Source organism: Acinetobacter sp. WCHAc060042 (assembly GCF_003231195.1).
GTDB lineage: Bacteria > Pseudomonadota > Gammaproteobacteria > Pseudomonadales > Moraxellaceae > Acinetobacter.
Genome location: NZ_QKVN01000014.1, coordinates 13,388 through 29,712, shown reverse-complemented (window position 1 = coordinate 29,712; position 16,325 = coordinate 13,388). Strand labels below are relative to the sequence as shown.

The following is a 16,325-nucleotide window of genomic DNA, read 5'->3' as shown; positions in this document are numbered from 1 at the left end:
TAAGCATTCGATGAACGCATTTAAGTCTTAGTCCTATGTCCGATAGCAATATTCCACTGCCTGAACGTTTACGCCCGCGTGATTTGTCTGAAATTATTGGGCAGGATCACTTATTGGGTGAGCAGGCACCGCTCCGTCAAATGATTGATCAAGGACATTTGCCATCTATTATTTTTTGGGGACCACCTGGGGTGGGGAAAACCACGATTGCTTTACTGTTGGCACAAGCGATCGACCGACCGTTTGTCAGTCTATCTGCACTCAATACGGGGGTCAAAGAACTCCGTGAGATCATTGCCGATGGCGGGGACTTAATGCCACCCGTGGTGTTTATTGACGAAATTCATCGTTTTAACAAATCACAGCAAGACGCGCTACTGAATGCTGTGGAGAAAGGCAAAATTACCCTCATTGGCGCCACCACAGAAAATCCATCTTTTGAAGTGAACAGCGCGCTACTGTCACGTTGTCAGGTCTATACCTTAAATGCACTCGATGCTGATGCGATTCAAACTTTATTATTACAAGCGATTAAGAACGACAAATTTTTAAAAGAGCGCTACATTCAGATCGAAGAATTTGAAGCTTTGGTGCAATTTGCCGCAGGTGATGCACGTAAAGCTTTGAATCTTATTGAGTTGATTGCAGGAACTTTCGAGCCAGACGTTGAAAATATCGTGACCAATGCAATGGTGGTCAAAGTTGCACAGCAAAATATTGCCCGTTATGACAAATCGGGTGAGCAGCACTATGATCTGGTGTCGGCTTTTATCAAGTCGATTCGTGGCAGTGACCCTGATGCTACTTTATATTGGATGGCACGCATGCTCAAAGGCGGAGAAGATCCCGTTTTTATTGCACGTCGTATGTTGATTGCTGCCTCTGAGGATATTGGCAACTCAAATCCGAATGCTTTACTTCTGGCGGGCGAATGCTTCCGCTCTGTTCAAGCTGTGGGTATGCCAGAGTGCCGAATTATTTTAGGGCAGTGTGCGGTGTATTTGGCGACCAGTGCAAAAAGTAATAGTACATATCTTGCAATCAATAAAGCCTTAGATTTGGCTGAAAAAACGGCAAATTTACCTGTGCCGTTGCATTTAAGAAATGCACCAACTAAGTTGATGCAAGAGCAGGGCTATGGTGTCGACTACTTGTATCCACACAACTATCCAGAGCATTTTGTGATGCAAGAGTATTTACCACCTGAACTGAAAGGCACCAAGCTATATGAGTCAGCACGCAATAAGCGTGAGGTTGAAGGAGAGCGCTTACAACAGCGACGTTGGCAACAACAGCAGCAACAACAGTAAATATAGCCCGATTGAAAGATCGGGCTTTTTTGTTGGAGTGGTTTATGTATGCGTTGTAGCCATGTGTAGGGATTTTTATATGCTCATGGCGTTAAACTACTCATCAATCGTAATGCAGTAGGTAAAACAGAGACCAGCAAGGCAATTGCCATCGTGATATTAAAGATAAAAGCAAACTGAGGTTTGATGAGGTGCTGACGTAAGAAAAGTCCACTCACCGCCCAAATGCCAACGCAGGGAATCGAAACCAACATTAAAATCAGGGCGGCATAAATGATCTCGCTGACAGGAGGATTTAAAGCAAAATAAGTCGAGACTGTGCTGATAGAGATGATCCATGCTTTGGGATTGACCCACTGAAATAACGCACCTTGCAGGAAGCCCATGGAGGGTTTCTGCTCTAATTCGATGTTGAGTGGCCCACTAGATGCAATTTTCCATGCAAGCCAAAGAATATACATAAAACCAATAAAACCTAAAATAAATTGAAGCTGAGGCAGAGTAAGGAAAATTTGGTTCAATCCGATGCCAATGGTGAAGAGTTGTACGGCAACCCCAAAGGCAATGCCAAGAATGAGCGGTACAGTTTTATATATTCCAAATCGTGCACCAGACAGTATGACCAGTGCATTATTAGGGCCAGGTGTGCTTGTCATAACAATACAAAACAGCAGATAAGGTGCAAAGAGAGACATATTCATAATGGCTGAAAGGTCAAAATAAATATTATTTTATTGTTGATCTAGCACAATTTGATTGTATATTGATCTTTAAAAATGAATTTTATGCAATAAATGATTGAATTAGACCGCTTAGACCGAAAGATATTGTGTGAGCTTGAACGCGATGCACATTTAACCAATATTAAACTGGCAGAACGCGTGGGTTTGTCAGCCTCGGCCTGTTTACGACGCGTGCAAGAACTAGAAAAAATAGGCATTATTCGCGGATATAAAGCGGTGATTGACCGTTCGCTTTTGGGGATTGGTTTAACGGTTTATGTGACTATCGGGTTGTCTTGTCACTCAAAAGAAAGTTTGGTTCAGTTTGAGGATGTGATTTCTGCTGCGGATGAAGTGACCGAGTGTCATACCATTACGGGCTCGGTTGAGTATTTACTTAGAGTAGAAGTGGCAGATATTAAAGCGTATAAAAAGTTCCATACGGATGTTTTGGGGACGATTCCTTGTATTACCTCCATCACCAGTTTTTTAGTGATGGAAACCACTAAAAATCAGTATGCAAATATATAACGTGTCAATAGGACACCGAATGTTCTAGCGAGGTTTTTAACATGAATCGCTATTCGCGAGTTAAACCCTTTCAGTCGTGCGTTGATGTTGAAGTATTCTTGTCAGTTTGAGTGTACCGCGATAAAACGTTAGCTATCGGCCCTATATATGCGCCAAGTTGAAAGTGTTGGTTTAGAGTTGTAATAAAATGGCCCGATTAAAAAGAAAATGTCAGCCAGTAAATACGCTCCGTATTCATTTCCTTAAATTTTTAGCTCCTTTTTGCTGAGCCTTAGCGTTTTTAAGTTAAATTTTCGGTCTTTGTTTTGTTTCTGATGAAGCGAGGTTTGTAAGAAAAAATCTTGCGATGCGATGTGCCCGACCACAGAACTTGTTCAATTTATATATGTAAAACAACTTTTGCTGTAAAAGCAGTCCATTTTTAATGCTGACGACTTCGTCTTGCACCACAGATAAAAGCAATGTTTTTATTTTTTTTCGGGTGGTGGATGACATTAACCAGTATTAAATAAGATCTAGAGTTTAAAAAGAAAATGCCGGTCAGTTTCGGAACTGACTGGCATTCTGTTTAAAACGGGTTTTTCTTGAATCAGGGTTTTGAGGGTTATTCAATTATTTAAAGTTACCTTCTAAAAACTGTTTGAGGCGGTCACTTTTGGGGTGAATCAAAACTTCTTTTGGATCACCTTGTTCTTCAATTTTGCCTTGATCTAAGAAAATGACATGATTGGACACATGGCGTGCGAAGCCCATTTCATGAGTGACCACAATCATGGTTCGGCCTTCTTCAGCCAAACTTTGCATCACTTTCAACACCTCACCTACCAGCTCAGGGTCCAAAGCACTGGTTGGTTCATCAAACAACATCACCTCAGGCTCCATTGCCAAGGCACGAGCAATCGCGACACGCTGTTGCTGTCCACCAGATAGAAAAGAGGGATATTTTGTTTCTACACTTTCTGCGAGCCCAACTTTTCTTAAATATTTACGAGCCCGTTCTTCCGCTTCACTCCGTTTTAAACCTAAAACATGAATGGGCCCTTCAACGATGTTTTCTAATACCGTCATATGTGACCATAAGTTGAAATGTTGAAACACCATCATCAGTTGGGTGCGCATTTTTTGTAGCTGTTTGGGATTTGTGGCTTTGAGATTGCCATTTTTATCCAAGCTCGTCTCTAACTGCTCACCATTGAGTTCAATGCTACCTTGGCTTGGCTGCTCTAGAAAATTGATGCAGCGAAGAAAGGTGCTTTTACCTGAACCCGAGGAACCAATAATACTAATCACATCGCCTGCATGTGCCTCAAGTGAAACCCCTTTTAAGACTTCATGATCGCCAAAGCTTTTACAAAGATCTCGAATCACCAGTTTTGCTGAATTTTCCATTTTTTCTCCTAATGATTCGATGGTTTTAAAAACGCCAGCCAGCGTTGTTCCAATTTACGAAAGATCCAAATGAGGATAAATGCCAGACAGGCATATAGCACAGCGGCAATGCCAAAGGCGTCAAAAGTGGCATAAGTGGCAGCATTGACATCTCGTGCAATTTTGAGAATATCAGGCACGGTTGCAGTGAAGGCAATGGTGGTTGCATGCAGCATCAAAATGACTTCATTGCCATAAAAAGGCAGTGCTCGGCGTAGCATAGACGGAATAATAATGCGGGTATAGCGTTTCCACGGCGACATTCCAAAGGCTTTTGCTGCCTCAATTTCACCGTAGGGAATTGAACGTATTGCGCCAGCAAAAATCTCAGTGGTATAAGCCGCTGTATTGAGTGCAAACGCTAAAATGGTGCAATTAAGCCCTTCTCTAAAGAATTCATCGAGCCGTTCATGGGCATGGACAAATTCAAGGCTATAAATTCCCGTGTAAATAATCAGCAGTTGTACATAGAGGGGTGTACCACGAAATACATAGGTGTAAAACCAAACAGGAAGACGTAAAAAAGGATTTTCTGATACGCGGGCAACCGATAGAGGTACAGCTAAAACAAAGCCAATTGCAATAGAAAGCACCAACAACCATGCGGTCATGGCAACGCCAGTCATTTGAAAACCATCGGTCCACAGGTAGGACTGCCAATATTGTTGAATAATCTCAATCATAATTGTCCCTTTTTCACACCAGCAGAATAACGACGTTCCAGCCACATGAGTATTAAATTTGAAAGGGTGGTGATGGCCAAATAAATGACTGCCGCAACGATACTAAAATAGAACACTTGCATGCTGCTTCGACCTGCATCTTGGGTAATTTTGACAATGTCGGTCAAACCAATTAAGGACACCAAAGCGGTGGCTTTGATGAGGACTTGCCAGTTGTTACCAATGCCTGGTAAGGCAAAACGCATCATTTGTGGAAAGAGGACACGCCTGAAAACTTGAAATGGGGTCATGCCGTAGGCATATGCGGCTTCAAGTTGACCTTTGGGGACGGCTTGAAATGCACCACGAAAGGTTTCAGTAAAATAGGCCCCATAAATAAATGCCAAAGTAATCACCCCCGCCACGAAGGGATTGATATCAATTTGCTCCATCTGCAAAGATTCGGTAATGGAGTTCAGTCCAAGTTGCAGGCTATAGAATAACAACAACATGATCACCAGATCGGGAACACTACGAATGAGTGTGGTATAAACAGTCGCAACATAGCGTATGATTTTAATATGGGAGAGTTTGGCACTTGCACCAAACAATCCAATCATGATCGAAAGTACAAGGGATAACAATGCAAGCTGAATGGTCATCCAAGTGCCACTGAGTAATACGGGACCATAGCCAGACAAAAACATACTCAGTTTCTCCGAGTAAAAATATAATATTTTGTAAATCAGCTATATATAAAAAGTGTCGGTATTGAACCGACACTTTATAGGTTAATAAATGCTGAAGGAGAAGTATTTTTTCTCGAGTTTTTTATAGGTGCCGTCGGCAATAATTTCAGCTAAAGCCTTATCAATATTCTTTTTCAGATCGACGTCTTCTTTACGTAAGCCGATGGCAGCCCCTACACCGAGTGTTTTGGCATCGACCACATTATTGCCTGCAAAAGCAAAGCCTTTACCTTTTGCTGATTTCAGGAAACCACCATCAACCATAATTGCATCTTGTAATGTTGCATCTAGACGCCCAGAAACCATGTCTTGATAAAGCACATCTTGGTTTGGATAAGGAACCACATTCACACCTTTAGGTGCCCAATAAGCTTTTGCATAACTTTCTTGGATGGTCCCTTGTTGCACACCTACACGTTTTCCTTTCAAAGAAGCGGGTGTCGGAAGTAAAGGAGAGCCTTTTTTCGCGACCATGCGGGTTGGAGTATTATAAATTTTATTACTAAACGCGATTTGTTTTGAACGATCAGCCGTCACGGTCATGGATGATAAAATTCCATCAAATTTCTTGGCTTTGAGGGCAGGAATCATTCCATCAAAGGAGTTTTCTACCCAAACACATTTGGCTTTTAATTTGGCGCAAATAGCATTTCCCAAGTCGATGTCAAAACCGACCAGCTTATTGTCAGGGGTTTTATATTCAAAAGGAGCGTATGCGGATTCTGTACCAAAACGAATAGTTTTCCATTCTTTGGCTTGAACAGAGCCGCTCAACGCAGTGAGTACGAATGTGGTCGAAAGGAGTAATTTCTTTTGCCAGTTTTTCATTGTAAATATAGCCATCCGTAAAAAATCAAATCTAAAAAATAAGACGAAGATAGAACTTATCCTACTGATTACTTTTGAATAAAAGCAATATTTATACCAATTTTCCGATCGTTGGTGATGAGTTGATCTTTCGCCATGAGATAGGAGGAAATAAGCGTACTGTTTCGGTTGGAAAATTTTTATCTAAAGAACGTCCTGTTCATAAGTTTTTATCATATGCAAAAACATATCTGATACATAGCTGAAATATACCTGAAGTCTTGTGCGCTATGACGTACAGCGTTGTTGATTTTTTAGCAAATTTCGATGTTCCACAAAGTGTATTCTGAGCGAAACGTGGTTTGAAAACGAGCAGACTCTAGATGAAGTTTAAACAAAAAACCGAGCGTTTAAGCTCGGTTTTTTTGAATCTGTAATAGATTAGATATCAGAAAGGTCGATACCTAAACGTGCAGCAACTTCTTCGTACGCTTCAACCACACCACCTAAACCTTGACGGAAACGGTCTTTGTCGAGTTTTTTCTTGGTTTCTTTGTCCCATAGACGGCAGCCGTCTGGAGAGAACTCATCACCAAGAACAATACGGTCGTGGAATACACCAAACTCAAGTTTGAAGTCCACAAGTAGCATGCCACCTTGGTCAAATAAGTTTTTAAGCACTTCGTTCACTTGGTAAGTGAGGACTTTCATTTGCTCAAGTTGCTCAGCAGTTGCCCAACCTAAAGCAATCGCTTGAGACTCATTCACCATTGGGTCGCCAAGAGCATCATCTTTGAAGAATAATTCAAAAGTCGGCGGAGTTAATTCCTTGCCTTCTTCTACACCTAAGCGACGGCATAAAGAACCTGCTGCATAGTTACGAATCACACATTCAACAGGGATCATGCTGAGTTTTTTCACTAAAACTTCTGTTGGTGAAAGAAGTTTTTCAAAGTGAGTCTCAATGCCAGCCGCAGCCAATTTATCCATGATAAAGGCGTTAAAACGGTTGTTCACCTTACCTTTTCGATCTAGTTGTTCGATCTTTTCACCATTGAATGCCGAAGCATCGTCACGAAAGACTAAAATCAGGTGGTCTGCACTGTCTGTTTCATAGACAGATTTCGCTTTACCAGTATAGAGCAAGGTTTGTTTTAACATGAGGGAACCTTTTTCAAAAAAAAATGCCTAGTACGACTAGGCTGGCCAATTTTGGTAAATCTGAGTTAACAATTCTGTGGCTTTTTCAGGCGCTGCAAAACTGTTATCGGCATTGAACACTGCAAGGTTATTGCTTGTACCGACAGCGGTTAGTCTTAACACATAGGTCTGTTGATCGACCTTAATGGTTGCTTCATAACCATTTTTGCCTTGGCCAACGATTTGATGGTTGAGACTGCTGAGGGTGGCAAGTGTGTATTGCCAAATTGTAGCAGAATTTCCTTCAACTTTGAGCAGCGGATTCTTATTTCCGTCAATAATCAATTGAGGGCGACCTACGGCTACAGCTACGGTTTCAGTTGATTCTGTTTGGTTGGTAATTTGAGTTGATTCTGGGCGAGGCATTGCGAAACGGTTACCACGCTTGTTTTCAAGTACTGGTGCGTGTTCTAAAGCAAGTGCCTCAACCGTTGGAGCTGGATACAACGGCGTTGCAGGTCGAACCATTGAGCCTTCAGGGTATTTAAGAGGTTCCAAGCTTGCTGTTTCTTTATAGTCCAAACTACCGTTATTGACTGCAAGAGAACTACAACCCGCTAAACTGACGACTGAAAGTGCGAGGGTAAGACCTAAACGTAATTGCATATTAATGTGCTCTTTATTGAATGACACCCGCTTTTGTGAGTGCTTCACGGAGCGGTGTGCGATATTGTTCTGCAAGTGGTGTTAATGGTAAACGAATACCCGTTTCGATTAACTCCATTTCATGAAGTGCCCATTTCACAGGAATTGGGTTCGATTCGCAAAATAGAATTTCGTGTAGATTTGCAACTTGAGTATTTAAGCTTTCTGCCTTTTCAGCTTCACCTGCAAGTGCTGCTGCACAAACATCACTCATTTGTTTTGGTGCAACGTTTGCAGTCACAGAAATATTACCTTGAGCACCTGACAAGATCAGTTGGTAGGCTGTTGCATCGTCGCCTGAATACACAGTCATATCTTTGCCAGCAAGACCCTCAAGCAGAGCTTGACCACGAGCAACATCGCCTGTGGCATCTTTAATGCCTACAATTTGTGGGATATCTGCCAAACGAATAACGGTTTCATTTGTCATATCAACGCCAGTACGGCCTGGAACGTTATAAAGGATCTGAGGCAGGTCAACCGCTTCTGCAATGGCTTTATAATGTTGGTATAAGCCTTCTTGAGTCGGTTTATTATAATACGGGGTAACAAGAAGGGCAGCATCTGCACCCAGTGCTTTGGCTTCCTTGGTCAACTCAATGGCTTCGCGAGTTGAGTTCGCACCAGTACCCGCAATAATCGGGATGCGTTTGTTTGCTACACGAATGATTTCTTTGATCACTTGTGTATGTTCTTTCATGCTTAGAGTAGACGCTTCACCCGTTGTACCGACAGCAACAATGCTATTTGTGCCTTGTGCGATGTGCCACTCAACGAGCTTCTCTAGACCCTTCCAATCTACGCTGCCATCTTCAAACATAGGGGTGACGATTGCGACAATTGAGCCTTGGATGGTCTGTGCTTGCTGAGTCATTTTAAAAAAATATCCTATTTGTCCATCCAGTTAGGCCAGAAAAACATAAGATTGGATGGGTACGTATTTTAATTTATAGCATTTTCAAAGCGCTGATGCATTGAATAATGCTTATGCAAATTATGAACGAACACAACATGAAGAACAATATGATTTAGTCAAAGTGTATAAAAACTTTATCTTTTGCTACAAAAATAAAGCCTGTTTAAATGCTGCACAAAGAACATGCTTTTCATCCAGAACCTGAAAATAGTATTTCGCAAGGCAGACGTGAGTCGTTTGGGGCCATCGAAAAGTGGTTTTTTAGATGAAAAAGAGGCTTAAAAGTCTATCAAACCTGATATTCCGTGTATAAAAGTCAGAATTTAAGACCTTTTAAAACTCATACAAGATGTAAATGTGATTTCTGCAAATCTGTTTGCTACAAAAGAATCATTGCTAAAAGGCAGTCTAATCATTCATTTCAGCTATCACTAAAAGGGGGAAACTTGCTTTTATTAAATCGGTGATATGCCTATTTTCAGCATTTTAGTCTAAATTTTTTCCTTATTTTTATTGTTTTTAAGACTATATCTGAACGGATGTTAATACAGGACTAATCCACTAATTTTAGCCATTTGTATGATTTCATTCCACCTTTTGATAGTTATTTCTCCGACCTTGCTCATAGATGATGGCGTTTTTGGAACGCTGATTGAACAAGGATTTTCCAATGCAAAAATCAGATAGGCAACATGCAATTGTCACGGTTGCGATTTGCTTCTTAATTGCAGTCATCGAAGGGCTGGATATTCAAGCAGCAGGTATTGCAGCCGCAGGCATTCGTGAATATTTCGGTTTGGATAGTTCACAGTTGGGGGTGTTTTTTAGTGCAGGGATTCTGGGTCTATTGCCCGGTGCACTGGTGGGCGGGCGTTTTGCTGACCGAATTGGCCGTAAAAAAGTGTTGATTGGTTCAGTGGCTATTTTTGCGGTCTTTACACTCTGTACGGTGTGGGTCAACAGCTTTAATAGTTTATTGCTGGTGCGGTTCTTGGCAGGTGCTGGTCTTGGTGCGGCGATGCCGATTTTAATTACCTTAGCCTCTGAGGCAGTTTCACTACAAAACCGCGGTCGTGCTGTTGGATTGATGTACTGCGGTATGCCTGTGGGTGCTGCCATTCTTTCATTGGTTGCAAGTACTGAGTTTGGTGCCAACTGGAAGAATATTTTCTATTTGGGTGGTTTATTACCGATTATTGTCATTCCTGTGATGATGTGGTTGTTGCCTGAGTCGAAGGAATTTTTAAAGACCCAAAACCCAGAATCTGCCACTGAGGCTGCACCTCAAGCCGCGTTTAAAGAGCTGTTGAACGCGGATAATTTATTTAGAACCTTATTTATTTGGGTGAGCTACTTTTTCACCCTGATGGTGGTGTACATCATGCTCAGTTGGTTGCCATCACTGTTTACTGAGTTAGGCTTTTCACGTAAGGAAGGTGCAACGGCGCAGTTCTACTTTATGCTAAGTGCGACAGTGGGGACCGTGATTTTAGGGATGCTGACAGACCGCTGGAAGAAAGCTTATGTCATCGTACTGATGTATGGCGGCATCTTGGCGGGATTATTGGCATTAAATGCGGCTTCTTCACTGAATCAAATGTATTTGGCCGCAGCATTGGTTGGTGCTTTTGTGATTGGCTGTCAGGGCGTATTGTATGCTTTTGGTGGAATTGTCTACCCAACTGAAGTACGTGGCACAGGTATTGGCGTCGCTTCTGCCGTAGGGCGGATTGGCGCAATGCTAGGGCCTGCAATTGCTGGAGCATTACTAAACGCAGGTTTCGGTGCAGCAGGAGTCATTTCAGCAGCGATTCCATGTATTGTGATTTCAGCGGTGATGATGTTGTTACTGACCCGTCGTATGAAGGGCGTATGACATCCATAAGCATGAGTTGGAAAATAGCCTGCTAGAAGCAGGTTTTTTTTCATCAAAATGACAATGCTGCGTAGCGTACTTGCTGATTTGCTTCAATATCCATTGCACTCAAGGCTACAGTCATTTAATTTTGACCCGCGAGGATGAATACTGTTTTATAAATGAAGCTAAGCTTGGCCTTCGAGCACAGAACAAAAAGGACAGAGAAGAATGCAGAAGAATATGGCACTGATTGTGGTGGATGTACAAAATGGTTTTACCCCCGGCGGAAATCTAGCGGTGGCAGGAGCAGATCAAATCATTCCTAAAATTAATCAGTTGGGCGCTTATTTTGACAATATTGTACTCACCCAAGATTGGCATCCAGAAAATCATATTTCTTTCGCAGAGAATCATCCTGAAAAGCAAGCTTTTCAAACCATTGAATTGGACTATGGCACACAAGTGCTGTGGCCACGCCACTGTGTACAAGGCACGCAGGATGCTGAATTACACCCTGATCTTGACCTTGCCAAAGCGCAGTTGATCATCCGGAAAGGATGTCATGCACACATTGATAGTTATTCTGCTTTTTTAGAAGCGGATCACAAGACTCAAACCGGACTCGCAGGCTATTTAAGAGAGCGTGGGATTGATACGGTATTTATTGCTGGGATTGCAACAGACTTTTGCGTTGCGTGGACCGCAATAGATGCTGCGCAACTCGGTTTTCAAACTTATGTCATTGCAGATGCCACCAAAGGTATCGACTTACAGGGATCTTTACAGCATGCATGGCAAGACATGCTGGCGCAAGGCGTAAAACGTCTCTATTGCAAAGACATTGCACAACAATATGCACAAAGGATGCATTGATCCAATCGGGACTCTGTAATTATCAACATAGAAATCATAAGACATGCTGTAGGGAAAGGTCATGGGCACTTTTTTAAGATTTACCACTTGGATTCAAAAAACCTTTGCTTTGTGGGTCGTATTATTTGCAGGGATAGCACTCTTGAGTCCTGAAACCTTTGTCTGGATGAAAGCTTATATCATGTGGATGTTGGGCTTGATCATGTTTGGTATGGGCATGACCATGACGTTGAACGACTTTAAAAGTGTGATGCAGAGTCCGAAAGCAGTTGCGATTGGGGTGGCTGCCCAGTTTGTGGTGATGCCAAGTGTGGCTTATATGTTATGTGTGTTGTTCCGCTTACCCGCTGAAATTGCCATAGGAGTCATTTTAGTGGGTTGTTGCCCAGGAGGGACGGCATCTAATGTCATTACTTACATGGCGAAAGGCAATACAGCATTGTCTGTTGCATGTACCACAGTATCGACTTTATTAGCACCTGTACTGACTCCCGCGATTTTCTATCTGCTGGCCAGTCAGTGGATTGATATAAATGCATGGTCGATGCTGAGTTCAATTTTACAGGTGGTGTTGTTTCCTATTGTTTTGGGGCTAGTGGTACGTGCTGTACTGAAACATAAAGTTGAAAGCTATATTTCAGTCATGCCTTTAATTTCAGTGGTCGCAATTGTGTTGATTGTGGCAGCGATTATTGGTGGCTCAAAAGCACAAATTTTAGAATCGGGCTTACTGATTTTAGCTGTAGTCATCTTGCATAATGCTATTGGCTATTTACTGGGGTATGGGGCTGCACAGTTATTTCACTTGCCACATGCCGACTGTAAAGCGGTTTCGATTGAGGTGGGTATGCAAAATTCAGGTCTCGGCGTGGCTTTGGCGGCTGTGCATTTTGCTGCTTCTCCAATTACAGCGCTCCCCAGCGCCATCTTTAGTTTATGGCACAACATTTCAGGACCTATTTTAGCCAGCTATTGGGCAACAAAAGCAGACTCAATGCTCAATAAAAAAAAAGTGAAAAAGAACATATTTTGGTTTAAATACTGTACGCTGTTCAAGCTTTAAGCATAAAGTCAGGATGAACTTTCTATTTGGGCTGTGATTGTAACTAAACTGTCATAAAGACTGCCTAACATCCCTGCCAAACACTTCATAACAGACTGTTTTAAACAGCATTGAGAGGGTATGGATAATTTTCAGCATTCATCGGTGACGTATTTCAACCGAGAGCTATCGTTATTTGAGTTTCATCAGCGGGTTTTAGCACAAGCATTAGATTTGAGTTTGCCTGTGCTAGAACGCTTAAATTTTTTAATTATTTTTTCACGTAATTTGGATGAGTTTTTTGAGATTCGTATTGCGGGTTTGATGAAACAACGCGATATGAATGCCATTGCCAGAACCCCTGATGCGCTCCCCACAGAAGTAGTACTACAAGACCTGTCTCAATCTATTCATACTGCGGTTCAAAAACAATTCGAAACGCTCAATCATTCGATTCTACCCGAGTTACAGGCTCACGGTATTCAATTCCTTCAGTTCCAAGACATCTTAGAAAAACATAAAACGTGGATTGCAGAATATTTTGCCAAAGAAATCCAACCTGTTTTAACCCCGATCAGTCTAGATCCTTCCCATCCTTTTCCTCGTCTCGTGAATAAAAGTCTGAATTTCATTGTGAGTTTACAAGGTAAGGATGCTTTTGGGCGAAGCATTGAGATGGCAATTGTTCCTGCGCCACGTTCTTTGCCTCGCCTGATTTCGATGCCCAAAGCAGTTTCAGGCAGTGTAGACACGCAGATTTTCTTAACTGCGATGATTCAGCAACACATCAGCGATTTGTTCCCAGGTATGAAAGCTACAGGCTGTTATGCCTTTCGTGTGACGCGTAATGCCGATTTGATTTTGTCGGAAGATGTTGACGATTTGGCGGTTGCGCTAAAAGATGAATTGTCTTCACGTCGCTTTGGGCGCGCGGTGCGTTTAGAAATTGAAGATGACTGTCCCGAAGCGGTGATTGATTATCTGCTCAAGGAGTTTGATTTAACTGAGCAGGAGCTTTATCGCATTGATGGGCCGATCAATCTTTCACGTCTTAGTACCAGTTGTGATCGACCTGAATTGAAACATCCCGTTTTTATTCCCGTTATTCCGAAAGTTTTGCGTAAACAAAAAAGTACCTTTGATACTTTAAAAGCACAGGATGTATTGTTGCATCATCCGTTTGATTCTTTTCAGCCTGTAATTGGCTTATTAAAAGAAGCTGCGAAAGATCCAAATGTACTAGCGATTAAACAAACCCTTTACCGCAGTGGGCCCGACTCTGAAATTGTACAGGTCTTGGCAGAGGCAGCACGAAATGGCAAGGAAGTCACGGCAGTGATTGAGTTACGTGCGCGTTTTGATGAAGAATCGAATATTACTGTGGCCAATATTTTGCAGGAGGCGGGCGCGGTGGTGGTGTATGGCATTGTGGGCTATAAAACGCATGCCAAAATGATTTTGATTGTACGCCGTGAAAATGCTCAGTTGATTCGCTATGCTCATCTAGGCACAGGCAATTATCATGCGGGTAATGCCCGTATGTATACCGACTATGGGCTGATGACTACACAGCCTGATATTTGTGAAGACGTTCACCGCATGTTTCAAGAACTGACGGGGATGGGTAAGATGGCCAAGTTGAAGGCATTATTACATGCACCTTTTACTTTACACAGTGAACTGTTAAAGCTGATTGAGCAAGAAATTGAGTTTGCACAAGCTGGTCAGGCCGCACGTATTATCATTAAGGTTAATGCTTTAACTGAACCGCAACTGATTGCTGCGTTGTATCGTGCGTCACAAGCTGGGGTGCGGGTTGATCTGATTATTCGTTCGATCTGCTGTTTGATTCCACAGGTCCAGGGTATGTCTGAGAATATCCGTGTACGTTCGATCGTGGGTCGTTTTCTTGAGCATACGCGAGTTTACTTTTTTGAACATGGCGGTGAGAAAAAGCTGTACTGTGCCAGTGCAGACTGGATGGGACGCAACTTATTTTCACGTGTGGAAACCTGCTTTCCAATATTAGATCGTACTTTGAAAAAACAAATTTATAAAGATGGGCTAATAAGCTACCTGAATGATTGTTTAAATGCTTGGGAGCTACAAGCCGATGGTCATTGGCTTAAAGTAGCCTGTACTGATCCAGAGCAGCGCTATAGTGCACAGCAACATTTGGTTGCCCAAAAGCAACTGAAAATTTGAGTTCGACAGAGAAAAAAAGCCTGACATGTGTCAGGCTTTTTTTCTGCTCGGGCTTAATTAAGAGGCTTTAGATTGTTTTGCTTTTAGAATTTCAGTTCTTAAAGTTTGTGCCAATTCGGCAGACTCTGAACCCATACCATTGACCATAAAGGCATGACGGGTCAAGACATTGGTTGGATTCGGTAAATTGATCAATTGATAGCTTTCGGAAATGTCTTTCAATAATTCATTGCTTAAATGCACCGCACTTTCTTTGGCAGATAGTTGTTGCACTAAACGTTCAGATGCTTGAGTGGCAGACAGTTGCATTGCATCAACTGCAGTTGAAATACCACAACGTGTTTGCAAAACAAAGCGCTTTTCTTCGCGGTAACGTTTATATAAAACGTCAGACAATAGCTGGAACACACTGCTAATCATCATGAGACATGGCACGGCATTCGGCGTGTCGGTCGACATGGTGAGGGTTGCACCATGCTCATTAAATGACTGATGTGTGCTGACGTCTGAGCTGTTTAATTTAAAGTGCTTTAAGCAAAGCTCTGTACTTTTATTCAGAAAAATTTGGCACAAGTTAAAATACGGAATTGAGACCGTGGTATTGACTGAGTCCATCAATTGTTTTGGGTCATAGAATTGAATATTGAGTGCGACCGAATGGTTGTCCACGATCACAGGTTTTTGCTCTTTCGGCTTAGCACTCGTTTTGAGTTGTTGCTGTGCTTGAGCAATCGCGACCGCAGCATGATGTTTTTCTTGTTCTAGTGTTTGCGTTAACACTTGAATTTCGTGTTTTAAGCGAGATTCATTATTGATCCGTGCTAAGTATTCAGTACGGCTTGGGCGAGCAATCGCACGATAAGCCAACCACAGTAAACCATGAATCGCCAAAGACAATAAAATTGCTAACCATTGCGTCCGTAGAATTTCACCCATACTTGGTTTGATGAGTGTGATCTCGATACTACCCACTTTCTTTTCGTTTTGTAGCGCATCACGAACAAACACTTCACCATCTCGTGTTCGTACCTGACCACCAGTTGCCAGCACTTGATTATTGGCATCCAATATACGAATGGAAGCTACGCTTGGGTTGGTCGCATAGCGATCCACCAAAAGCGCGAGAGAAACCGTGTTGGCAGGTTCCAGTTCTGTAAGACTGTCTGTCACCAATTGAGAGGTCATCAGTTGACCTTGGCTGGCACGGTTTTCATTCAGTTGATGAGTCGTTGCCAATACCAATAAAAAGGTATGTAAAGCAAAACTTACAATTAATAGGCTAGCAAATAGCCCTTGTCTAGGCGCATTCAACGTAAACTTCCAAAGAAAATATATTCAATTTCGATTATGATTCTAACAATAGTCGTAGCTCAGACC

At 42.2% G+C, this 16,325-nt stretch carries 15 protein-coding genes; 6 read left to right on the top strand and 9 right to left on the bottom strand.

Features of this window, described 5'->3' with window-relative positions; all coding sequences use genetic code 11:
- Positions 1 to 35: 35 nt before the first annotated feature.
- Positions 36 to 1,310: a replication-associated recombination protein A gene (locus DPG01_RS07850; protein WP_110974704.1), complete on the top strand. Its 1,275-nt coding sequence runs from the start codon at positions 36 to 38 to the stop codon at positions 1,308 to 1,310.
- 83 nt (positions 1,311 to 1,393) lie between these two features.
- Here DPG01_RS07850 and DPG01_RS07845 read toward each other — a convergent pair whose 3' ends face one another.
- Entirely contained in the window at positions 1,394 to 2,011 is a 618-nt protein-coding gene (locus DPG01_RS07845) for a LysE family translocator (protein ID WP_110974703.1), read from the bottom strand.
- 93 nt (positions 2,012 to 2,104) lie between these two features.
- On the opposite strand from DPG01_RS07845, the gene DPG01_RS07840 reads away from it, so the two are divergent.
- The gene (locus tag DPG01_RS07840; RefSeq protein ID WP_110974702.1) at positions 2,105 to 2,563 is read left to right on the top strand and encodes an Lrp/AsnC family transcriptional regulator; all 459 of its coding nucleotides are present in this window, start codon (positions 2,105 to 2,107) and stop codon (positions 2,561 to 2,563) included.
- Positions 2,564 to 3,175: 612 nt separating this feature from the next.
- Here the strand turns inward: DPG01_RS07840 and DPG01_RS07835 are convergent.
- From DPG01_RS07835 to dapA, 7 genes are all read right to left on the bottom strand, one after another.
- Complete coding sequence (locus DPG01_RS07835; RefSeq protein WP_110974701.1) at positions 3,176 to 3,952, bottom strand: ABC transporter ATP-binding protein; 777 nt, start codon at positions 3,950 to 3,952, stop codon at positions 3,176 to 3,178.
- An 8-nt stretch (positions 3,953 to 3,960) separates the two neighbouring features.
- Positions 3,961 to 4,674, bottom strand: coding sequence for an ABC transporter permease (locus DPG01_RS07830; RefSeq protein WP_086210342.1), 714 nt, complete (start codon positions 4,672 to 4,674; stop codon positions 3,961 to 3,963).
- Entirely contained in the window at positions 4,671 to 5,360 is a 690-nt protein-coding gene (locus DPG01_RS07825) for an ABC transporter permease (RefSeq protein ID WP_086210341.1), read from the bottom strand. The genes DPG01_RS07830 and DPG01_RS07825 overlap by 4 nt, the downstream gene beginning before the upstream one ends.
- 84 nt (positions 5,361 to 5,444) lie before the next feature.
- Entirely contained in the window at positions 5,445 to 6,230 is a 786-nt protein-coding gene (locus DPG01_RS07820; protein WP_086210340.1) for an ABC transporter substrate-binding protein, read from the bottom strand.
- 420 nt (positions 6,231 to 6,650) lie between these two features.
- A complete protein-coding gene (gene purC / locus DPG01_RS07815; RefSeq protein WP_004691818.1) occupies positions 6,651 to 7,370 on the bottom strand; it encodes a phosphoribosylaminoimidazolesuccinocarboxamide synthase in 720 nt (239 codons plus the stop codon).
- A gap of 36 nt (positions 7,371 to 7,406) precedes the next feature.
- Positions 7,407 to 8,015: a lipoprotein-34 precursor (NlpB) gene (locus DPG01_RS07810; RefSeq protein WP_110974700.1), complete on the bottom strand. Its 609-nt coding sequence runs from the start codon at positions 8,013 to 8,015 to the stop codon at positions 7,407 to 7,409.
- Between the two features lie 13 nt (positions 8,016 to 8,028).
- A complete protein-coding gene (gene dapA / locus DPG01_RS07805) occupies positions 8,029 to 8,928 on the bottom strand; it encodes a 4-hydroxy-tetrahydrodipicolinate synthase (protein ID WP_086210338.1) in 900 nt (299 codons plus the stop codon).
- 712 nt (positions 8,929 to 9,640) lie between these two features.
- Here dapA and mhpT point away from each other — a divergent pair.
- The 4 genes from mhpT (at position 9,641) to ppk1 (ending at position 14,948) form a co-directional block, all read left to right on the top strand.
- On the top strand, positions 9,641 to 10,846 hold the full coding sequence (gene mhpT, locus DPG01_RS07800) for a 3-(3-hydroxy-phenyl)propionate transporter MhpT (protein ID WP_110974699.1): 1,206 nt from the start codon (positions 9,641 to 9,643) through the stop codon (positions 10,844 to 10,846).
- 210 nt (positions 10,847 to 11,056) lie between these two features.
- A complete protein-coding gene (gene pncA / locus DPG01_RS07795; protein WP_110974698.1) occupies positions 11,057 to 11,701 on the top strand; it encodes a bifunctional nicotinamidase/pyrazinamidase in 645 nt (214 codons plus the stop codon).
- A 61-nt stretch (positions 11,702 to 11,762) separates the two neighbouring features.
- The gene (locus tag DPG01_RS07790) at positions 11,763 to 12,764 is read left to right on the top strand and encodes a bile acid:sodium symporter family protein (RefSeq protein ID WP_110974697.1); all 1,002 of its coding nucleotides are present in this window, start codon (positions 11,763 to 11,765) and stop codon (positions 12,762 to 12,764) included.
- 120 nt (positions 12,765 to 12,884) lie between these two features.
- Positions 12,885 to 14,948, top strand: a complete 2,064-nt coding sequence (gene ppk1, locus DPG01_RS07785) for a polyphosphate kinase 1 (protein WP_110974696.1) — start codon at positions 12,885 to 12,887, stop codon at positions 14,946 to 14,948.
- Positions 14,949 to 15,005: 57 nt separating this feature from the next.
- Here ppk1 and DPG01_RS07780 read toward each other — a convergent pair whose 3' ends face one another.
- Positions 15,006 to 16,259, bottom strand: coding sequence for a hypothetical protein (locus DPG01_RS07780; RefSeq protein ID WP_086210333.1), 1,254 nt, complete (start codon positions 16,257 to 16,259; stop codon positions 15,006 to 15,008).
- Positions 16,260 to 16,325 lie beyond the last annotated feature (66 nt).